The following is a 19,228-nucleotide window of genomic DNA, read 5'->3' on the forward strand; positions in this document are numbered from 1 at the left end:
GGTCATCGCCTCGCGCGCCTCGTCCGAGCCGAACAGCCGCGCGCTGAGCCCGACCAGGCTCCTCGCCGTGGGCGTCGATGCGCTCCAGCAGGTCGGCGGCGAGCAGGCCCTTGGTCTCGCGCAGGCCCTGCGCGGCACCCGTGGCGATCTTCGCGACCACCTCGTCGACCTTGGCCTGCAGGCTCGGCCGCGGGCACCGCGAAGGTCGCCAGGCCGTAGGCCGCCGCCTCGGCACCGGTGAAGACCTCGCCGCCGAGCGCGGTGAAGGCGGCGCCACGCGGGGTCATCCGCGGGAAGACGGTGAGCGAGATGACCGCCGGCGTCAGGCCGAGCTTGACCTCGGTCAGCGCGAAGGTCGCGTCCTCGGCGACGACCACCACGTCCGAGGCCGCCACGATGCCGATGCCGCCGGCCCGGGCCGCGCCCTCGACGACGCTCACCACGGGCTTGCTCAGCGCGACGATCTGCCGCTGGAGGGCGACGATCGCCCGCGCGCCCTCCTGCATCGGGGTGGTGGCGGCCTCCGAGAGGTCCGCACCGGAGCAGAACACCCGGCCCGAGGACCTCAGCAGCACCACGCGGACGTCGTCGTCGGCGTCCGCCGCCGTCAGGTGGTCGACCAGGCTCGGTGACCAGGCTGGCGCGACAGCGCGTTGCGGTTGTGCGGCGAGTCGAGCGTGATCGTCGCGACGCCGTCCGCGACGTCGAGGTGGACCAGGCTCAGCGGGTGCGTCCGTCATGGGCGTCATCCTGCCGCATCGTGGATGGGCTGCTTCGGCGAGCTTCTTGACCCGGGTCCGCTTGCGGCGGGCCGGGATCATCGAGCGCATCTCCTCCAGGCTTTGCCGAAGCACAGCAGCCGGTCGTCGGGCTGCAGCACGTGGTGCGGGAAGGGGTTCGGGATGACGTTCGTGCCGCGGTGCAGGGTCAGCACGGTGATGTCGCGGTCGCGCAGGCCCGAGTCGCCGAGGGTCTTGCCGACGACGTCGGCGTCGCTGTGCACGAGGAGCCTCGGCGACGCCGTAGCCGGTGGAGACGGAGAGCCGCTCGCGCACGTCGATCTGCGGGAAGGCGACCTGGTTGTCGATGTAGTCGATGATCGCGCCCGCGACGTCGAGCTTGGTGGCCTGCTCGATGCCCTCCAGGCCGGGCGAGGAGTTCACCTCCATGACCAGCGGGCCCTCGTCGCCCTCCAGCATGTCGACACCGGCCACCTTGAGGCCCATGATCTGCGCGGCGCGGACGGCGACCCGCTCGTACTCCGGGTCCAGGCTCGACCCGCTCGACGCTGCCCCCGCGGTGGACGTTGGAGCGGAACTCGTCGCCCTGTGCGACCCGGCGCATCGCCGCGACCACCCGGTCGCCGACGACGAGGGCCCGGATGTCGCGACCGCGCGACTCCTTGACGAAGCGCTGGATGAGCACCTGCTGCTTGGTGCTCTGCAGGGTCTCGATGATCGCCTCGGCGACCTTGATGTCCGGCGCCAGGATCACCCCGATGCCCTGGGTTCCCTCCAGCAGCTTGATCACGACCGGTGCGCCGCCGACCCGCTCGATCGCGGGGATCACGTCGGCCCGGTCGCGCACGAAGGTGGTGGCCGGCATGCCGATGTTGTGCCGGGAGAGGATCTGCGAGGCGCGCAGCTTTGTCGCGAGAGTTCGAGATGCCGTTGGCGGTGTTGGGCGTGTAGACGTCCATCTGCTCGAACTGCCGCACCACGGCGGTGCCGAAGTAGGTGATCGAGTTGCCGATGCGCGGCAGCACGGCGTCGTAGTCCGAGAGCCGCTTGCCGCGGAACTGCAGGTCCGGCAGGTCGCCGGACAGGTCGATGCCGAACCGGAGGGTGTTGAGCACCTTCACCTGGTGGCCTCGATCGAGGGCCGCCGTGCGGAGACGCTGGGTGCTGTAGGACCGCGGTGCGCGGGAGAGGATCGCGAGCTTCATTCCCGACCTGATTGGATTGCTGGCGTGGTGGACACCCATTCAAGCAGCCCGCCGGTCGTCGCCGGCTGGCGAGAGTGGGTACGCCTGCCCGGGCTCGGCGTCGCAGCGGTCAAGGCCAAGCTCGACACCGGCGCCCGGACGTCGGCCCTGCACGCCTTCGACCTCGAGCCCTTCGAGCTCGACGGCGCGGAGTGGGTCCGGTTCTCCGTGCAGCCCTGGCAGCGCTCGGCCGACGACGCCGTCCTCGTCGAGTGCCCGGTCCACGACCGGCGGGTGGTGCGCAGACTCGACCGGCCACACCCAGGAGCGCTTCGTCGTGCTCACCGAGATCGAGTCTGCTCGGCCGCACCGTCACCACCGAGTCTCACCCTGAGCCGCCGCGACGAGATGGGCTTCCGGATGCTCGTCGGTCGCGAGGCGCTGCGCCAGGGCTTCCTGGTCGACCCCGGGCGCTCCTACCTGGGCGGCCGACCACCGCGCCGCGTGCGCCGCAAGAACCGGGGGGTCCCACCACGTGGCACTGCGTGAGTCCTTCGCGATCGGCAACGTCCGGGTCCGCGCCGGCTCGACCAAGGAGGTCGAGTCTGCCGATCACCCGTCTGGTGACCGGCGGCGACGTGAGCCTGCCCGTCCGGGTGCTGCACGGGCGCGAGGACGGCCCCACGGTGTGGGTGAATGCCGCGATCCACGGCGACGAGGTGCTCGGCGTCGAGGTGATCCGGCAGGTGATGGCGACGCTGTCGGCCCGGACCTTCCGCGGGACCCTGGTCGCCGTACCGGTCGTCAACGTGCTGGGCTTCATGACCGGCGACCGCTACCTGCCCGACCGCCGCGACCTCAACCGCTCCTTCCCGGGCTCGGCCCGCGGCTCGCTGGCCAGCCGGATCGCGCACCTCTTCATGACCGAGGTCGTGAGCAAGTGCGACGTCGGCATCGACCTGCACACCGCCGCCGACCGCCGCGCGAACCTGCCGCAGATCAGGGCCGACCTCGACGACCCGCGCACCCGCGAGTCGGCCGAGGTCTTCGGCGCCCCGGTCATGCTGCACGCGCGCCTACGCGACGGCTCGCTGCGCCAGGCCGGGCGGGACCGGGGCGCCACCGTGCTGCTCTACGAGGCCGGCGAGGCGCTGCGCTTCGACGAGGACGCGATCGCCGTCGGCGTGCGCGGCGTACGACGCGTGCTCGGCTCGCTCGGCATGATCGACGACGAGCCCGCGCCCGACGACGGCCCGGTCGAGGTCGTCGAGTCCCGGGCGAGCGGCTGGGTCCGGGCGCGCGGCACCGGGATCCTGCACCTCGACGTCCACCTCGGCGAGTGGGTCGAGGCGGGTCAGCGGCTCGGCGGGCTCTCCGACACCTTCGGCCGCCGGGTGCGGCTGGTGCACGCCGACCGGCCCGGGATCGTGATCGGGCTGACCCGGGCGCCGATCGTCAACGCCGGCGACGCGCTGGTGCACGTGGCGACACCGCACACGCCCTAGACCGATCCGATCGGGTGGTCCGCTCCGAATCACCTCCATGAAGGCACGACTCCTCTGGGCCTGGTACGGCGTCCTCGCGACCCTCCTCGGCATCGGGCTGGCCCACCTGGCGGCGGGCCTCGTCGATCCCGCCTCCTCGCCAGTGCTCGCCGTCGGCTCGGGGGTCATCGACCGCACCCCCACGCCGATGAAGGAGTGGGCGATCCGGCAGTTCGGCAGTGCCGACAAGACGATCCTCGTCGGCTCGGTGATGGCGGGGGTGCTCCTGCTGGCTGCGCTGGCGGGTGTGCTGGCACGGCGCCGCCTGGCAGCCGGCATGGGCCTGCTCGCGGTCCTCGTCCTCGTCGCCGGCGGTGCGGTGCTGGACCGGCCGAGTGCGGAGGTCGTCGACCTGGTGCCGACGCTGGTCGCCCTGGTCGTCGGCCCGCTGGCGCTGCGGCTGCTGGCGACCACGGACCGCAAGACGCACGAGGGCGACGGCAGCCGGCGCACCCTGCTGATCACGATCGCCGCGGTGAGCGCCACCGCGGCCGTCGGCGGCGTCGCGGGCCGCCTCATCGCCGCAGTCAAGCGCCGCCCGGAGGACATCACCCTGCCGAAGCCCGCCGATCCGGCGCCCCCGTTCCCGCGCGGGCTGGACGACCAGGTCCCCGGGATCACGCCGTTCCGCACGAGCAACGGGAAGTTCTACCGGGTGGACACCCGGCTCGACGTACCGGTCGTCGACAGCGAGGACTGGACGCTGACGATCGACGGGGACGTCGATCGCGAGGTCACGCTCACCTTCGACGACCTGCTCGGCATGGACCTCATCGAGCGCGACATCACGCTGACCTGCGTCAGCAACAGCGTCGGCGGCCCGTACGTCGGCGCCGCGCGCTGGCTCGGCGTACCGCTCGCCGACGTGCTGGCCAAGGCCGGCATCGACGGCACCAAGGCCGACCAGATCCTGTCCACGGACTTCGACGGGATGACGATCAGCACCCCGCTGGACCTGGCGACCGACGGTCGCGACGCGATGCTGGCGATCGGCATGAACGGCAAGGCGCTGCCGCGCGAGCACGGGTTCCCGGTGCGGATGGTGATCCCCGGGCTCTACGGGTTCATCAGTGCGACCAAGTGGGTCACCCGGCTCACCCTGACGACCTACGACGACCAGCAGGCCTACTGGACCGAGCGCGACTGGGCCACGGACGCCCCGATCAAGATCTCCGCCCGGATCGACACCCCCAAGGCGCTCGCCCAGGTCGACGCCGGGGACGTGGTCGTCGGCGGGGTCGCCTGGGCGCAGGAGCGCGACGGGGTCGCGAAGGTCCAGGTCCGCATCGACGGCGGCGCCTGGACGGATGCCCAGCCGGGTCCGGACGGCGGCAACGACTACTGGCGACAGTGGTTCTACCGCTGGGACGGCGCGTCCTCCGGATCGCACCGGATCGCCGTGCGCGCGGTCGCCGGCAACGGCGACGCGCAGACCGCCGTCCGCGCCGAGCCCTTCCCCGACGGCGCCAGTGGTCTCCACGAGTTCGCTCGTCACCGTGAAGTAGCCCGAAAAAGCCCGAGAAATCGACCCATCCGGTCGACGCAACACTCCGAATAACTCACAGATACCCCGCTAAGGAAGGCATCACCATGAAGCTCCAGAACCTCCGCCGCAACGCCGGCATCGCGACCTGCGTCCTCGCCCTCTCCGCCGGCCTCGCCGCCTGTGGTGACGACGACACCAAGGCGAGCGGCTCGGACAACAACAGGCTCCTCGTCCGACTCGATGGGCGACAGCAGGCTCGGACGCGCAGGGCGCCGCCGCCGACACCTTCGGCCCCGGCTGCTCGAAGATCCCGACCTCCGGCAAGGGCTCCTTCGACGGCATGGTCAAGGACCCGGTCGCCACCGCCGCCAGCAACAACCCGCTGCTGAGCACCCTGGTCACCGCCGTCGGCAGCATCGACGGCCTGGGCGACACGCTCAACGGTGCCGCCGCGCTGACCGTGTTCGCGCCGTACAACGACGCCTTCGCCGCGATCCCGGAGAAGGACCTCAACGCGATGGTCGCCGACGGCAAGAAGATGGGCGACAAGTCCGCCCTCTACGGCATCCTCGCGCACCACGTGATCGGCTCGAACCTGAAGGCCGACGGCATCGACGGCGAGCAGACCACCCTCAAGGGCGACAAGTCGACCGTCTCGGGTGACCCCGAGTCGGGTATGACCGTCACTGACGGCACGGTCACGGCGAACGTCCTCTGCGGCAACATCCCCACCGCCAACGCCACCGTCTACGTGATCGACAAGGTGCTGACCGGGGTCAAGTGACCCTCGTCAGCCAGAGCAGAAGGCGGAAGGATCAGCAGCATGGATCCGGTCCCCGGCAACCCGGGCGGCGCTCCCCACGTGGGGGCGCCGTCCGGCGCCGTTCCCGACCTCGGCGCGCTCCTGAAGCGCTCCGCCCGTGGTGACAGCGCGGCCTTCGCCGAGCCTGTACGACGCCACGGCGGCCCGCGCCCATGGCCTCGTGCTGCGCGTGGTGCGCGACCGGGCCCAGGCCGAGGAGGTCACCCAGGAGGTGTTCCTCGAGGTCTGGCGCCAGGCCAGCCGGTACGACGCCGCCCGGGGCAGCGCCCTGGCCTGGCTGATGACCATCGCCCACCGCAAGGCGGTCGACCGGGTCCGCAGCGCCGAGGCCGCCACCCGCCGCGACCTCACCTACGAGCACGGCAACCAGACCGTGCCCCATGACGAGACGGCCGAGGCGGCCCACGCCTCGCTCGAGGCCCACCGGGTGCGGACCGCGCTCGGGCAGGCTGACCGACGTGCAGCGCGAGGCCATCGAGTCGGCGTACTTCGGCGGCTACACCCACACGGAGGTGGCCGCTCTCCTCGACCTACCGGTCGGGACCGCAAAGACAAGGATCCGCGACGGCCTGATCAGGCTTCGCGACACGATCGGAGTAGGACGATGACCGATCACGACCACGCGCTGTCCGGCGCGTACGCCGTGGACGCCCTCGACGCCGAGGAGCGCGCTCGATTCGAGGCGCACCTGCACGACTGCCGGGACTGCCAGGAGGAGGTCGCCAGCCTCCGAGAGGCTGCCGCCCTGCTGGGCACCGACTCGGCCGAGCCGCCGGCCGCCGTCCGCGACGCCGTGCTCGCGAGCATCCAGTCGATCCGTCCGCTCCCGCCCGTCGTCGAGACCGCCGAGACTCCCGCGAGCACCGTGTCCACGACCGACGAGCCTCGCCGAGCGCCGTGCCCGCCGGGGCCTGGTGCACCGGCTGACCCGCACCCCGCTGCTCGTGGCCGCCGCCGTGGTCCTGCTGCTCGCCGTCGGCACCGCCTTCCTGCAGCCGTGGACCAGCGACCAGACCCCGCGGGAGCCTGCCGACCGCGGCGGAGCAGGTGCTCTCCGCGGCCGACGCGACCCGGGTCGCGAAGGAGTTCCCGGACGGCGCGCGGGCGACCATCGTGGTCTCCCGCAGCCAGGGCAAGGCGGTCATCCAGACCCGGCACATGGCGCCCGCCCCGAGCGGCAAGGCCTACCAGCCTGTGGCTGCAGTCGCCCGCCGGGGAGATGGTGCCGGCCGGCGTGATGCCGAAGCAGTCCGACACGACCTTCGTCCTCGACGGCGACGCCTCCAAGGCCACCGGCGTCGGGATCACCGTCGAGCCGGCCGGCGGCTCGGACCACCCGACCACGCAGCCGATCGCGCTCTTCCCCCTGGAGACGTGATGACCACGCCCCGGCCACGGCACGTGGCCGTGGTGGGGTCCGGCGTCGCCGGCCTCACCGCGGCGTACGTCGCCTCGCGCACCGCACACGTCACCCTGATCGAGGCCGACGACCGGATCGGCGGGCACGCCGACACCCACGTGATCCCCGACCCGTCGGGCCGCATGCTGCGCATCGACAGCGGCTTCATCGTGCACAACCGGCACACCTACCCGGTGCTGCTGCGGCTCTTCCAGGAGACTCGGCGTCCCGACCCAGGAGTCGGAGATGTCGATGTCGATCAGCGACGAGGGCACCGGCCTGGAGTGGGCCGGCGCACTCGGCCGGCGCGGGATCTTCCCGCGCGGGACCGGCAACCACCGCAACCCGGCGTACCTGCGGATGCTGGGCGAGATCCCGCGCTTCCACCGGCGCGCCCGCCGGCTGCTCGACGCGTGCACCGACCCCGCCGCGGACCCGACGACGCTCGCGGACTTCCTCGACGCCGGCGGCTTCTCGCCGTACTTCCGCCGGCACTTCATGGAGCCGCTCGTCGCGGCCGTGTGGTCCTGCGACCCGGACACCGCGCTGGACTACCCCGCGGCGTACCTGTTCTCCTTCCTGGCCCACCACGGGATGCTGCAGGTCTTCGGCTCCCCGACCTGGCGCACCGTCAGCGGCGGCTCGCGCACCTACGTCGACGCCCTCAGCACCGCCGTCCGCTCCCGTGGCGGCGAGGTCCGGCGCAGCACCCCGGTGCTCGGCATCCGCGAGCTCCTCGACGGGGTCGAGGTGACCACCGCCGCCGGACCCGAGCGGTACGACGCCGTCGTGGTCGCCACGCACCCCGACCAGGCCCTGCGGCTGCTCACCGAGCCCACCGCGGCGCAGCGCGAGGTGCTCGGCGCGATGCCCTACAGCCCGAACACCGCCGTGCTGCACACCGACGACCGGCTGCTGCCGCGCGCGGGCGACGCCTCGGCGTCGTGGAACTTCCGCCGTCCGGCGGAGCCCAGCGCGCAGGTGCTCGTCACCTACGACCTGACCCGGCTGCAGCGCCTGCCCACCGACACCCGCTACCTCGTCACCCTCGGCGGCGAGCACCTGGTCGACCCGGCGAAGGTGCTGGTGCGCCGCGAGTACGCGCACCCCCTCTACACCCCGGAGTCGGTCGCCGCGCAGCGCCGGCTGCCGGAGATCGACTCCGACCGGCTGGTCTTCGCCGGGGCCTACCACGGCTGGGGCTTCCACGAGGACGGCGCGCGCTCGGGCCTGCGGGCCGCCGAGCGGCTGGGCCTGTCCTGGGCGGCGCCGGCCGCGACGTCGTACCGGACCACGTTGGTGCACCACCGCCGCCAGCCGATCGACCACCGCTTCGAGCACCGCACCCGCAGGCTGGGTCGTCGACCTCGACCGGGTGGACGACGAGGGCCGGGTGCCCGGCGGGCGCGGGCGCTTCCTGGGTCGCGACCACTTCGCCGGCGACACCGCGAGCGTGCGCGAGGGCCTGGACCGCTTCCTCGACGCGAACGGGATCGACCTGCGCGGCGGTCGCGCCCTGATGGCGGCGCAGCCGCGGGCGCTGGGCCACTGCTTCAACCCGATCACCGTGCACTGGGTGTGGCGGGACGCCGAGGGCACCGGTCGCCCGGACGCGACGGTGGTGGAGGTCCACAACACCTACGGCGAGCGGCACACCTACCTGCTCGACGCCGACGAGCACGGCCACGGCCGCGTCGACAAGGCGCTCTACGTCTCGCCCTTCCACGGCACCGACGGGCACTACGAGGTCGTCGCGCCGCCGCCCGACCCGGTCACCGGCCGGCTGCGGATCGCGGTCCGGCTGGTCACTGCCGACGGCGCGCGCTTCGACGCCGCCGTGCGCGGGGAGCCGGCGCCGGCTCCCCGCGTCCCGCTCGCCGGGCTCCGCGGCGCCGCCCTGATCCGAGCCCACGGCATCGCGCTGTGGGCCCGGCGGCTGCCCGTGCAGCCCCGCCCCGAGCACGCCCCCCAGCAGTCCGCACCGCAGCCGCCCGTCTCCCCCCGCAGGCTCTCACCGCGAAGGCAGTCTCCGATGACCGTCACGAAGTCTCCCGACGTCCGCACCTGGCCCGACCTGCACCCGGCGCCCGCGCCCGGTGGCGTGGCCGCTCGCATCGCCGAGCGGCTCTTCCGCTCCGCGGTCGGCCGGCTGGACGTGACCGTCCGGATCCGTGGGGGATCCGGAGACGCCGAGGAGGTGATCGGCCGTGGCGGTCCCGCGATCGTGGTGCACCGCCCGGCCGGTCTCTTCGCGCGGGTCGGCCGGGACCACCTGATCGGGTTCGGCGAGGCCTACCTGACCGGGGCCTGGTCCGAGGACGGCGTCCCCGGCGACGGCGTGCTGGGGGACTTCCTCACCGTGCTCGCCGCGGAGATGTCCAGCCTGGTGCCGCGGCCGCTGCAGCGCCTGCGCGCCTTCGTCGTGCCCCGGCTGCCGCACAGCCAGCGCGGGACGCGGGAGAACACCCAGGCCAACGTGGCGCACCACTACGACCTCTCCAACGACCTCTTCGCCGCCTTCCTCGACCCGACGCTGTCGTACTCCTCCGCCCTGTTCGAGGACCCCGCGAGCGCCGGCCCGGCGGACTTCGTGGCCGCGCAGCACCGCAAGATCGACCGCCTGCTCGACCAGGCCGGCGTCGGCGCGGGCACCCGGCTGCTGGAGATCGGCACGGGCTGGGGCGAGCTCGCGATCCGGGCCGCCGCCCGCGGCGCGCAGGTCCGCTCGATCACGCTCTCGGTCGAGCAGCAGCAGGCTCGCCCAGGAACGCATCGCCACCGCCGGGCACGCCGACCGGGTGGTCGTCGACCTGTGCGACTACCGCGCGCTGCTGGACGAGCCCGGCGCGGCGTACGACGCGGTGGTGTCGGTGGAGATGATCGAGGCGGTGGGCGCGGAGTTCTGGCCGGAGTACTTCCGCACGCTGGACCACGTGCTCGTGCCCGGCGGCAAGGTCGCGCTGCAGGCGATCACCCTGCCGCACGACCGGATGCTCGCGACCCGCTCGACGCACACCTTCATCACCAAGTACATCTTCCCGGGCGGGGCGCTGCCGTCGGTGCGGGCGATCGAGGAGGTCACCGCACGTCACACCGCGCTGCGGGTGAGCGACGACCTCGCCATCGGCCAGCACTACGCGACCACCCTGCGGCTGTGGGACGAGGCCTTCGTGGCCGCGGCCGAGGAGGTCACCGCCCTCGGCTTCGACGAGACCTTCGCCCGGATGTGGCACTTCTACCTGGAGTACTGCCGCGCCGGCTTCACCGCCGGCTACATCGACGACCACCAGCCTGACGCTGACCAAGGAGAACCGATGACCGCGCCGACGACGGCCGTCGCAGAGACCCTCGCCGAGGCACTGCGTCCCTTCATCGGGGGCGACCTTCCGGTCCGGCTGGTCGCCTGGGACGGCTCCTACGCCGGGCCCGAGGGCGCGCCGGTCGTCGAGCCTGCGCTCCCCCGACGCGCTGCGGCGGCTGCTGTGGCACCCCGGCGAGCCTGGGCGCCGCCCAGGCCTACGTGACCGGCGAGCCTGGACGTGTGGGGCGACCTGGACGTCGCCCTCACGCACGCCTTCTCCGTCGCCGAGGAGCGCGGGCTGACGGGTCGCCGCCCGAACCTGCGGGCACTGACGGGAGCGGTGCGGACGGCCTTCGGACTGGACCTCATCGGCCGTCCGCCCGCTCCTCCCGCGACCCAGGCCAAGATCCGCGGCCGGCTGCACAGCAAGCAGCGCGACCGGAACGCGATCAGCCACCACTACGACACGAGCGCCGAGTTCTACGGGCAGATCCTCGATCCGGAGACGATGGCGTACTCCTGCGGCTACCACTCCTCCCCCACGCAGCCGCTCGCCGACGCGCAGCGCGCCAAGCTCGACCTGGTCTGCCGCAAGCTCGGCCTGGAGGCGGGCATGCGGGTGCTCGACGTGGGCTGCGGCTGGGGCTCGTTCTCCCTCTACGCCGCCGAGCACCACGGCGTGAAGGTCACCGGGCTCACTATCTCCGCCGAGCAGCAGGGCTACGCCGCCGCCGAGGCGACCCGGCGCGGGCTGTCCGACCGGGTGGACATCCGGCTGCAGGACTACCGCGACGTCGAGGGCGAGTACGACGCCGTCGTCTCCCTCGAGATGGGCGAGCACGTCGGCAGGTCCAACTACCCGACGTACGCGCAGGTGCTGCACGACCACGTCCGTCCCGGTGGCCGGGTGCTGGTGCAGCAGATGTCGCGCAGCGGCAAGTGGCCCGGCGGCGGGCCGTTCATCGAGTCCTTCATCGCCCCCGACATGTACATGCGCCCGGCGGGCGAGACCGCGGACCTGCTCCAGGCCTCGGGGCTGGAGCCTGCGCGACGTGCACGCCCTGCGCGAGCACTACGTGCTGACCGTGGCGGGCTGGCTGGAGCGCTTCGAGAAGAACATCGACGCGATCACCGAGTCTCGCCGGCGAGGAGCCTGGTGCGGGTCTGGCGGCTCTACCTGGTCGGCGGGTCGATGGCCTTCCGCGACGGGCGGATGGGCGTCGACCAGTTCCTGCTGGTGCGTCCGGGCGCTCCGCACGGCCTGCCGTGGACCCGGACCTGGTGATGGACGTCCTCCTCTCGGTCCTGGCCGTCGTCGTGGCCGCGGCGGCGGTCATGACGGTGACCGCACTCCTCGCCCAGCGGCAGGGCCGGGTCGCGGTCGTCGACGTGGCCTGGGGGCTCGGCTTCGTGGTCGCCGCCCTCGCGGCCGGAGCGGTCGGCCTCCTCCGCGACTCCGGCGACTCGTGGCGCACGGTGCTGCTGGTCGCGCTGGTGGCGATCTGGGGCGGCCGGCTGGCCTGGCACATCGGCCGCCGGACAGCGGCGCACACCGACGAGGACCCCCGCTACGAGAAGGTGCTCGGCGGCCCGCTCCGCGAGGTCGGGATGGGCGTGGCGGTGCGCAAGGTCTTCGGGATCCAGGGCGTCGCGCTGACCTTCGTCGCGCTGCCGGTGGCCGTGGGCGCCGCGCTCGACGTGCGCTGGTCCCCGCTCGTCGTGGTCGGTGCCGTGCTGTGGCTCGTCGGCGTGCTCTTCGAGGCGGTCGGCGACGCCCAGGCTGGCGTCGTACCGTGCGCAGCCGAGGGACCAGCGCCCGCAGGTGCTCGACACCGGGCTGTGGCGCTACACCCGGCACCCGAACTACTTCGGCGACGCCTGCGTGTGGTGGGGCATCTGGCTCGCCGGCGGGCTCGCCTCCGGCTGGGCCGCCGGCCTGGCCACCGTGCTGGCGCCGGTCGTGATGACCTACTTCCTGGTCTTCGCCACCGGGGCCCGCCTGCTGGAGCAGACGATGATGCAGCGCCCCGGCTATCCCGAGTACGCCGCCCGCACCTCCGGGTTCCTGCCGCTGCCACCGCGTCGCTGAGAGGTCCCTAGGCTGCTCGTCGTGAGCGAGAACGAGGAGTACCTCCGGTTGGCCTCGGCCGACAACTTCCGCGACGTCGCCGGTCCCGGCTACGCCACGACGGACGGTGGCCGGGTCCGCACCGGGGTGTTCTACCGGTCCAACGACCTCCGGCTGACCGAGGCCGACCACGGACTGCTCGAGCGGATCGGCCTGCGCGCGGTCATCGACCTCCGCTCGCCCGCCGAGATCGCGCTGCACCCCGACCCCGACGTGCCCGGCGCCGAGCCGCTGCACTTCGACGCCATCGGCATCCCGATGGAACGGATCGCCGGGCTCACCTCGCGCGCCGAGGCCGTGGCGATCATGGAGGAGGTCTACCGGGCCTTCGTCACGCACCCGAAGTCGCTCGCCGCCTTCGGCGCCGTCCTCCGCCAGGCTCGCCACCGGCGGGCCGCAGGCTCTTCCACTGCTCCGCCGGCAAGGACCGCACCGGCTGGGTCGCCGCACTGCTCCTGCACCTCGCGGGTGTCGACGACGCCACGATCGAGGCCGACTACCTGCTCACCAACGCCCGCACCGCCGCCTCCCGCGCCCGGGCCGAGGCGGAGATCGCCCGGCACCTCGGGCCGGACGCGGTGGAGGTGTTCGAGCCGACCCTGGTCGTGGACGTGACCTACCTGCGGGCCGCCGCCGCCACGATCGCCGACGTCCACGGCGACCGGGCGTCGTACCTGCGGGAGGGGCTGGGGCTCGAGGAGGCCACCCTCGAGACGCTGCGGGGGCTGCTGCGCGCGGAGTGAGCCGCCATTCCGCCTCTCCTCTCCTGCTCCCGTCCCCGGGTCCGGCTTGCGTCATACGAAACGGTCGCTCGGGCGACCATTTCGCATGACGTCGCGGTGACCGGCTGGCGGAGGAGCACACCCGCGCTGCTCAGGCCGCCGGATGACGCCGCCGCCCGGTCTCCAGTGCCCGCGCGACCTGGGCGAAGAACTCGTCCGGCCGCAGCCGCAGGCCGAGGAGCGGGAGGCGCAGGACGATGTCGCCGTCGAGGACGAGGGCGTTGTGACGCAGCGCGTCGCCGACGACGTTCTCCGCCCACCCGTGGTGGATGCCGTCGACCTCCACCACGACACCGAGGTCCGGCCACGCGAGGTCGAGGAAGTACCGCCCCTGCCGATCGCGGCGCACGACCTGGCGACGCGCCGCAGGGAGCCGGCGACGGCGCAGACTCGCGGTTGATGTCGAGCTCGCCGAGGGCGCGGGCCCCGTCGAGGAGGTCGAGGATCGTGACGTGCACCAAGGTGCGCCGCCGGTCGCGGCGGATCCGGAGTGCCTCCTCGCCCAGCCTGCTCCGCCGTGGCCAGGCCCTGCTGGACCGTCATCGTGAGGAGCAGCCGAGCCTGCTGCTCGCCCGCCGCCCACAGCGCCGCGCGGATCGCGGCCACCGCGACCCTCGTCCGCGGGATGCCGACCGGAGCCCGGTCCTCGGCGGACCAGCGGCGGGTCTGGCGCACGTTGGAGCGACGGGTACGACGCACCCGGGCGCCGCGCGGTACCGAGACGCGGACGCGCTCGGCCGCGTACCTCTCCAGTCCCGAGGCCAGCAGGCTCGACACGCCATCGAGCCTGGGCCCGCGGCCCACCGTGCAGGACAGCCGCCCACCGGTGCGCGCGATCGTCGAGCGGGCCGTTGTGCGTCGCCACGACCTGGTCGGTCACCCGCTGCCAGCGACCGGCGCGCAGTGCCGCGCGGACCTCGCCGCGGGTGATCCCCGCCGCGTAGAGCCTGGCGCCGGCCGAGCACGCCGCACTGCTGTCCGGCCAGCACATCGACGCGCTCCCGCCGTACCTCGTCCATGGGGGCGGATGTGCCCTCATCACCACACCCCGACACCCGCCACTTTCCGGCCTGGGGACAACGTCCGGGACGTCATACGAAGTGGTCGTCAGGGCGACCACTTCGTATGACGCAACCGCGCAGGGCCGGGGGCCGGGAGCCGCGAGCCGCGAGCGCCGGGAGCACCCGGCCTGGAGTGAGCCCTCAGATCGCCGGGGGCGGGGGCAGACTGGAACGGCTGCGTCGGCTCGTCCGCCGCCTCGGCACGCGGCGGCATGCCGGGCAGGTGCTGCTTGATGACCTTCTCCGTACGGGGGTCGAGCACGATGTCGTGGGTGTCGCCGTCGCGGCCCTCGAAGCGGACCGCGACGGTCTCGAAGCCCTTGTGCCGCTGCATCTGGGCGTACATCGCGTAGGCGCGACGGTCGGCGTCGGTCAGGTCCACCGAGTCGGTGAACGGCGTCAGCAGGGCCCGCGGCCACAGCCGCCGGGCCAGCACGACGTTGACCTCGATGCCCAGCACGCCCATCACGGCGCCGATGTAGAGCAGGCCCATCAGGCCCAGGACGATGCCGAAGACCTGCGCCATCGAGTTGCGGTCGGCGCTGGCGATCACGTTGGTGACGTACGCCGTCCCGATCCACTGCAGGAACTGCCAGAGTACCGCGATGGTGAACCCGCCCGGCGCCGCGCGGACGACATTGGCGCGGATCGCCCGCGCGGCGGCCATCCGCAGCAGCAGGGTCATCGCGAAGCCGAGGATGAGCACGGTCAGCAGGCGCACCAGCCAGTGGAACCAGCCGTGCTGCGACAAACTCGCCGACCAGCCGGGTCTCGGTCAGCACCGCGGACCCGATCGAGATGGTGAAGATGATCGTGCCCGCGACAGCGAGGATGAAGAGGCTGTTGACCCGGGTCATCACGGGATGCGGGCGGCTGTTGCGCGGCACCGCCCAGGCCGCGGACTGCACGTTCTGCAGGGCCAGGCCGAGGCCCAGCGCGCCGTAGAGCGCGGTCAGCGAGCCGACGATGATGCCGCCGGTCGACCCCTTGATCCCGCCGGGCCGGCCGAGGGTGTCACCGATGATCGGGAACTGCCCGAGCGCCGAGTCCAGCACCTGCTCCTGCAGCCGCGGGTTGCCGTCGAGGAAGAAGCCGAGGATCGACGTGGCGAGCAGCAGCAGCGGGAAGATCGAGAGGAAGGCGTAGAAGGCCAGGATCGCCGCGAGGTAGTTCCCCTGGTCGTCGAAGAACTTGTAGAGCACCGCCAGGGGGAAGCCGAAGACCGAATGGCGGCGCTGACCGCGATCGATGTCTCCGACGAGTCCCACGGACGAAACCTATGACATCGGGTGCGACGACCGTCGGACCGGCGCCCGGAACGGGCTCACGCGAGCAGCGCGGAGATCACCACGGCGACCGGCACCGAGGCCAGGGTCGTGACGAAGATGGCGTCCCGGGCAAGCAGGGTCCCCCGGTCGTAGCGGGTCGCGATCACGAAGACGTTCTGCGCCGTCGGCAGGGCCGAGAGCAGGGTCACCGCGAACAGGTCGTGGCCCTCGATGCCCACCGCGAACCTCCCGACGAGGTACGCCGCGACCGGCTGCACGACCATCTTCAGCACCGCGACGGAGGCGAGCACCTCGGGTGCCACACCGCGCCCGGGCAGCGGGCCCAGGCGGAGCGCCACGCCGTAGGCGATCAGCATGGCGGGCACCGCCATCCCGCCGACCAGGCTCCAGCGGCTGGTGCACCGCTCGCGGCAGACTCGGAGCCGGTGATCGCGAGGGCGAGGCCGAGGAAGGAGGCGATCGTCAGCGGGTTGGTGACCGGGCGGGACAGGATCTTGCCGATCGAGGGCCGCTGTGGGCTGGTGACCACGTCGAGCACGGTCAGCGCGAGCGGCTGCAGGACGAGCAGACTGCATCATCAGCGCGGGCACGACGAGCGCCGCGTCCCCGAGGGCGTACGCCGCGATCGGGATGCCCAGGTTTCCCGCGTTGACGTACGCCGCGCACAGCATCGCGATCACCGTCGTGCCCGGGTCGCGCCGGCGGGACAGGGCGAGGGCGACCACCAGGCCCGCGCTCACCACGACCCCGGCCGCGGTGGCCACGAGCGGTCCGGACAGCACCCGGGAGGGGTCGGAGTCCTCCAGGACGGTGACGAGCAGGGCCGGGCTGGCGACGTAGAAGGCGGTCAGCGAGAGGCTGCGCTGCCCGGTGAGGTCGATGATCCCGACATGGGCGAGCAGGGCGCCGAGGGCGATGACGACGGCGAGGGTCGCGAAGCCCTCCAGCACACCTCCCACGGCTCGATCCCATCACGGCCGCACGCTCGCCGGCCGTCGGGTCTCACGCGATGCGGACCTGGAGCCGGCTCGCCCCGGTGGTGGCGTAGCGGTAGCGGCGCCGGGTCGCGGCGGAGGCGAAGTCCAGCACCCCGCCGACGTCGGCGCGGAACAGCATCTCCCACCGTCCGGAGCCCTCGTCGGCGTAGGCCGTCAGCTGGCTGCCGCGCACCGACAACGCCAGCCGCGCGCCCGGCCGGCCCAGGTCGACGGTGCCGTCCAGCCCGCGGAGCGGCTCGGCGCCCTGGGTGATCAACCGGCCCCGGTGGCGCAGACTCCCAGCGGATCGCGCGGCGTCGGTGCGAGTAGTGCAGGACCAGCAGGTTGCCCGCGTCCTGGACGACGCCGAGCCGGATCTCCCGGTGCCCGGCCCGCACCAGCGGCGCGGTGTCCAGGGTGAGCGCGAACCGGCCGGAGGTGAGGTGCTGGGCACTGTGCCGCAGCGGGCGGCCGGCGACCCGTTGGAATCCGGTCGCCGCAGCCACGTGGGGGTAGTCGGTGGCGCTCGGCGGCGGCGGGTACAGGTCGAGTCTCGTCGAGGTGCCGGGTCAGCAGGCCAGCGAGCCGGTTGCGGATGTCGGGCGCGCGCCGTCCGATGTCAGTGGTCTCGGCCGGGTCGGCGACCGGGTCGAAGAGCCTGGTCGCGACCGTCGCGCAGCCGCCGGACCAGCTTGAAGCCGCCCTGGCGCACGGCGGCCGCCGGGTGCCAGGCACCGATGTGGTGCGGGTAGGCCCAGAACAGTGTGTCGCGGCTGCTGCGCCCACCCCGGATCACCGTGCTGAGGTCGATCCCGTCCACGCCCGCGGGGACGTGGCCGCGGGCCAGCGCCGCCGCGGTGGGCAGCAGGTCGATCGTGCTGGCGAGTCTCACCGGTCACGGTGCCCGCCGGGGCCTGCCCGGGCCACCAGGCCACGAGCGGCACCCGGATGCCGGCCTCGTAGAGCTCGCCCTTCCCCCCGCGCAGCGGGCGGTTCGCCGGCCGGTTCTGGCCGCCGTTGTCGCTGGTGACGAGCAGCAGCGTGTTGCGGGCGATGCCGAGCCTCCTTGAGCGTCCGCACGATCCGGCCGACCTGGTCGTCGACGCTCTCCAGCATCGCCGCGAGGGTGGGCCGCGCGCCGGCGTGCCCTGCCCCGCGCTTGTGCCGGTACTTCGCGAGCAGCCGCGACTTCGCCGCGAGCCGCGTGTGCACGGCGTAGTTGGACACGTGCAGGAAGAAGGGCTGGTTGCGGTGGCGCCGGATGAAGCGGTCGGCCTCCAGGCCGAGGCGGTCGGTGAGGTACTCGTGCGAGGCGCCCTTCGGCAGCCCCGGCAGGTGGGCGTACGGCGCGAAGTAGTCGCCTCCGCCGATGTAGCGGCGCTCGGAGGCGATCACCTCGTCGAACCCGAAGGCGTAGGGGTTGCCCGGCCGCGAGCGGTAGTTGCCGTGGTAGGTCTCGGTCAGGTGCCACTTGCCGATGTGCCCGACCCGGTAGCCGCGCGGCTTGAGGACCGAGGGGATGGCCGGGATCCGCGGCGAGAGGTGCAGGTCGCTGGCCGCGCCCTCGCCGCGCAGGTAGTCGGTGATCCCGGTCCGGCCCGGGTAGCGACCGGTCACCAGCGCGGCCCGGGTGGGCGAGCACAGCGGCGCGGCGGCGTACGCCTGGGTGAACCGGGTGCCCTCCCGCGCGAGCCGGTCGATGTTCGGGGTCTCGTTGAACCGGTTGCCGTAGCAACCGGTCTCGTCCCACCCGAGGTCGTCGATGGTGACGACGATGATGTTCGGCCGGTCCACGGCGGCGCGGCCGCGGGCGGGCAGGGCGTCCACCGCGCTCGTGCCGGCCAGCGGGACGAGGGTGCCGGCGGCGCCGGCCGCCGCGCCCTGCAGGACGGTACGACGGGAGGGGAGCAGGTCATGCCGAGTCATAAGCCGAGATAGTACACAGACTTACTCGACTTTCATCGGGTGGTCCTACGGAACGGGATCCTCACCCTGCTCGCGCCGGCGCTGCTCCTCGCGCCGCTCGGCCTCGTAGCGTGCCCGCTGCTCCTCGGCCCGCTCGCGCACCTTGCGCAGGAAGTCCTCGTCCCGCTCCGGGTCCGCCGAGGCGAACCGGCCCCGCCGCTCGTACTCCGGGAAGCCCGGCGCCGCGCCCTGGCCGCGCGTCATCGGCCGCTCCGGCTGCGGCCGGCCCGCGACCAGCCACACGATCGAGCCGGCGAGCGGGAAGAACAGCACGATGAGCAGCCACCACGTCTTGGCGAGGTTGCGCACGCTGTCCTCGCGCGAGGTGATCACGTCGACCAGGCAGAACAGCCACAGGACGCCGACCGCGGCGTAGGGCAGGAAGCGCAGCATGGCGGGATCATGCCCGAGCCGGGCCGCCGTGTCCGCAGATCGCGGCGGCCCGGTATCGGATCCAGAAACCCCGGCCCATCCCGTCGGTCGCCGCGGGGACGCCGAGCGACGGAGCGGAGGGAGCGAGGCACGAGCGACCGGAGCGGAGGAATCGGC

21 protein-coding genes and 4 pseudogenes are annotated in these 19,228 nt (G+C 73.0%); 16 read left to right on the top strand and 9 right to left on the bottom strand.

Translation table 11 applies throughout. The features are described 5' to 3' along the window. Window positions 1-2: 2 nt before the first annotated feature. Entirely contained in the window at window positions 3-1,271 is a 1,269-nt protein-coding gene (locus G5V59_RS20860; RefSeq protein WP_278259964.1) for an enoyl-CoA hydratase-related protein, read from the bottom strand. Then, window positions 1,160-1,945 (bottom strand): hypothetical protein, encoded by a 786-nt coding sequence (locus G5V59_RS20865; RefSeq protein ID WP_278257739.1) that lies wholly within the window; start codon window positions 1,943-1,945, stop codon window positions 1,160-1,162. Before G5V59_RS20865 ends, G5V59_RS20860 begins: the two co-directional genes overlap by 112 nt. Window positions 1,946-1,969: 24 nt before the next feature. Between G5V59_RS20865 and G5V59_RS20870 the strand changes: the two genes are divergently transcribed. The 16 genes and pseudogenes from G5V59_RS20870 (at window position 1,970) to G5V59_RS20945 (ending at window position 13,348) form a co-directional block, all read left to right on the top strand. After that, on the top strand, window positions 1,970-2,473 hold the full coding sequence (locus tag G5V59_RS20870) for a RimK/LysX family protein (RefSeq protein ID WP_278257740.1): 504 nt from the start codon (window positions 1,970-1,972) through the stop codon (window positions 2,471-2,473). A 74-nt stretch (window positions 2,474-2,547) separates the two neighbouring features. Next, on the top strand, window positions 2,548-3,429 hold the full coding sequence (locus G5V59_RS20875; RefSeq protein ID WP_278257741.1) for a succinylglutamate desuccinylase/aspartoacylase family protein: 882 nt from the start codon (window positions 2,548-2,550) through the stop codon (window positions 3,427-3,429). A 37-nt stretch (window positions 3,430-3,466) separates the two neighbouring features. Then, on the top strand, window positions 3,467-5,026 hold the full coding sequence (locus tag G5V59_RS20880) for a molybdopterin-dependent oxidoreductase (RefSeq protein WP_278257742.1): 1,560 nt from the start codon (window positions 3,467-3,469) through the stop codon (window positions 5,024-5,026). 32 nt (window positions 5,027-5,058) lie between these two features. After that, window positions 5,059-5,343, top strand: coding sequence for a hypothetical protein (locus tag G5V59_RS20885; protein ID WP_278257743.1), 285 nt, complete (start codon window positions 5,059-5,061; stop codon window positions 5,341-5,343). Continuing rightward, window positions 5,295-5,738 carry a fasciclin domain-containing protein gene (locus G5V59_RS20890; protein ID WP_278257744.1) on the top strand — a complete coding sequence of 148 codons (444 nt, stop codon included), beginning with the start codon at window positions 5,295-5,297 and terminating at the stop codon, window positions 5,736-5,738. Before G5V59_RS20885 ends, G5V59_RS20890 begins: the two co-directional genes overlap by 49 nt. Before the next feature lie 211 nt (window positions 5,739-5,949). Then, window positions 5,950-6,042 (top strand): annotated as a pseudogene (locus G5V59_RS20895) (sigma factor); the annotation flags it as partial. A 115-nt stretch (window positions 6,043-6,157) separates the two neighbouring features. Then, on the top strand, window positions 6,158-6,385 hold the full coding sequence (locus G5V59_RS20900; protein ID WP_278259965.1) for a sigma factor-like helix-turn-helix DNA-binding protein: 228 nt from the start codon (window positions 6,158-6,160) through the stop codon (window positions 6,383-6,385). Continuing rightward, a complete protein-coding gene (locus G5V59_RS20905; RefSeq protein ID WP_278259966.1) occupies window positions 6,382-7,155 on the top strand; it encodes an anti-sigma factor in 774 nt (257 codons plus the stop codon). Before G5V59_RS20900 ends, G5V59_RS20905 begins: the two co-directional genes overlap by 4 nt. Then, on the top strand, window positions 7,155-8,696 hold the full coding sequence (locus G5V59_RS20910; protein ID WP_278257745.1) for an NAD(P)-binding protein: 1,542 nt from the start codon (window positions 7,155-7,157) through the stop codon (window positions 8,694-8,696). The genes G5V59_RS20905 and G5V59_RS20910 overlap by 1 nt, the downstream gene beginning before the upstream one ends. Then, a pseudogene (locus G5V59_RS20915) lies at window positions 8,594-9,865 on the top strand (DUF1365 family protein); the annotation flags it as partial. The gene G5V59_RS20910 and the pseudogene G5V59_RS20915, both read left to right, overlap by 103 nt. 109 nt (window positions 9,866-9,974) lie before the next feature. Beyond that, window positions 9,975-10,700 (top strand): class I SAM-dependent methyltransferase, encoded by a 726-nt coding sequence (locus tag G5V59_RS20920; RefSeq protein ID WP_278257746.1) that lies wholly within the window; start codon window positions 9,975-9,977, stop codon window positions 10,698-10,700. 15 nt (window positions 10,701-10,715) lie between these two features. After that, window positions 10,716-11,762, top strand: coding sequence for a cyclopropane-fatty-acyl-phospholipid synthase family protein (locus tag G5V59_RS20925; protein ID WP_278257747.1), 1,047 nt, complete (start codon window positions 10,716-10,718; stop codon window positions 11,760-11,762). A 50-nt stretch (window positions 11,763-11,812) separates the two neighbouring features. Beyond that, a pseudogene (locus G5V59_RS20930) lies at window positions 11,813-12,196 on the top strand (DUF1295 domain-containing protein); the annotation flags it as partial. 103 nt (window positions 12,197-12,299) lie between these two features. Next, a complete protein-coding gene (locus G5V59_RS20935; RefSeq protein ID WP_278259967.1) occupies window positions 12,300-12,566 on the top strand; it encodes a DUF1295 domain-containing protein in 267 nt (88 codons plus the stop codon). Window positions 12,567-12,587: 21 nt separating this feature from the next. Next, window positions 12,588-12,980: pseudogene (locus G5V59_RS20940) on the top strand (tyrosine-protein phosphatase); the annotation flags it as partial. 80 nt (window positions 12,981-13,060) lie between these two features. Beyond that, window positions 13,061-13,348 carry a tyrosine-protein phosphatase gene (locus G5V59_RS20945; RefSeq protein WP_278259968.1) on the top strand — a complete coding sequence of 96 codons (288 nt, stop codon included), beginning with the start codon at window positions 13,061-13,063 and terminating at the stop codon, window positions 13,346-13,348. 130 nt (window positions 13,349-13,478) lie between these two features. Here the strand turns inward: G5V59_RS20945 and G5V59_RS20950 are convergent, their stop codons facing one another. The 7 genes from G5V59_RS20950 to G5V59_RS20980 are packed head-to-tail and all read right to left on the bottom strand — an operon-like array spanning window position 13,479 to window position 19,072. Beyond that, window positions 13,479-15,716, bottom strand: coding sequence for a YhjD/YihY/BrkB family envelope integrity protein (locus tag G5V59_RS20950; protein ID WP_278257748.1), 2,238 nt, complete (start codon window positions 15,714-15,716; stop codon window positions 13,479-13,481). 56 nt (window positions 15,717-15,772) lie between these two features. Further along, a complete protein-coding gene (locus G5V59_RS20955) occupies window positions 15,773-16,696 on the bottom strand; it encodes an AEC family transporter (protein WP_278257749.1) in 924 nt (307 codons plus the stop codon). Between the two features lie 43 nt (window positions 16,697-16,739). Then, entirely contained in the window at window positions 16,740-16,991 is a 252-nt protein-coding gene (locus G5V59_RS20960; RefSeq protein WP_278257750.1) for a hypothetical protein, read from the bottom strand. After that, window positions 16,988-17,449: a hypothetical protein gene (locus tag G5V59_RS20965; RefSeq protein ID WP_278257751.1), complete on the bottom strand. Its 462-nt coding sequence runs from the start codon at window positions 17,447-17,449 to the stop codon at window positions 16,988-16,990. Before G5V59_RS20965 ends, G5V59_RS20960 begins: the two co-directional genes overlap by 4 nt. After that, the gene (locus G5V59_RS20970; RefSeq protein ID WP_278257752.1) at window positions 17,334-17,606 is read right to left on the bottom strand and encodes a hypothetical protein; all 273 of its coding nucleotides are present in this window, start codon (window positions 17,604-17,606) and stop codon (window positions 17,334-17,336) included. The genes G5V59_RS20965 and G5V59_RS20970 overlap by 116 nt, the downstream gene beginning before the upstream one ends. Further along, entirely contained in the window at window positions 17,603-18,640 is a 1,038-nt protein-coding gene (locus G5V59_RS20975; protein ID WP_278257753.1) for a sulfatase-like hydrolase/transferase, read from the bottom strand. The genes G5V59_RS20970 and G5V59_RS20975 overlap by 4 nt, the downstream gene beginning before the upstream one ends. Window positions 18,641-18,685: 45 nt before the next feature. Beyond that, on the bottom strand, window positions 18,686-19,072 hold the full coding sequence (locus G5V59_RS20980) for a PLD nuclease N-terminal domain-containing protein (protein ID WP_278257754.1): 387 nt from the start codon (window positions 19,070-19,072) through the stop codon (window positions 18,686-18,688). Window positions 19,073-19,228 lie beyond the last annotated feature (156 nt).

The organism is Nocardioides convexus (genome assembly GCF_011090295.1).

Bases quoted from the DNA above. Each gene is read 5' to 3' on its own strand.
- G5V59_RS20865 (WP_278257739.1), bottom strand. From the start codon at position 1,945: ATGAAGCTCGCGATCCTCTCCCGCGCACCGCGGTCCTACAGCACCCAG.
- G5V59_RS20880 (WP_278257742.1), top strand. From the start codon at position 3,467: ATGAAGGCACGACTCCTCTGGGCCTGGTACGGCGTCCTCGCGACCCTC.
- G5V59_RS20885 (WP_278257743.1), top strand. From the start codon at position 5,059: ATGAAGCTCCAGAACCTCCGCCGCAACGCCGGCATCGCGACCTGCGTC.
- G5V59_RS20890 (WP_278257744.1), top strand. From the start codon at position 5,295: ATGGTCAAGGACCCGGTCGCCACCGCCGCCAGCAACAACCCGCTGCTG.
- G5V59_RS20900 (WP_278259965.1), top strand. From the start codon at position 6,158: ATGACGAGACGGCCGAGGCGGCCCACGCCTCGCTCGAGGCCCACCGGG.
- G5V59_RS20905 (WP_278259966.1), top strand. From the start codon at position 6,382: ATGACCGATCACGACCACGCGCTGTCCGGCGCGTACGCCGTGGACGCC.
- G5V59_RS20910 (WP_278257745.1), top strand. From the start codon at position 7,155: ATGACCACGCCCCGGCCACGGCACGTGGCCGTGGTGGGGTCCGGCGTC.
- G5V59_RS20975 (WP_278257753.1), bottom strand. From the start codon at position 18,640: ATGACTCGGCATGACCTGCTCCCCTCCCGTCGTACCGTCCTGCAGGGC.
- G5V59_RS20980 (WP_278257754.1), bottom strand. From the start codon at position 19,072: ATGCTGCGCTTCCTGCCCTACGCCGCGGTCGGCGTCCTGTGGCTGTTC.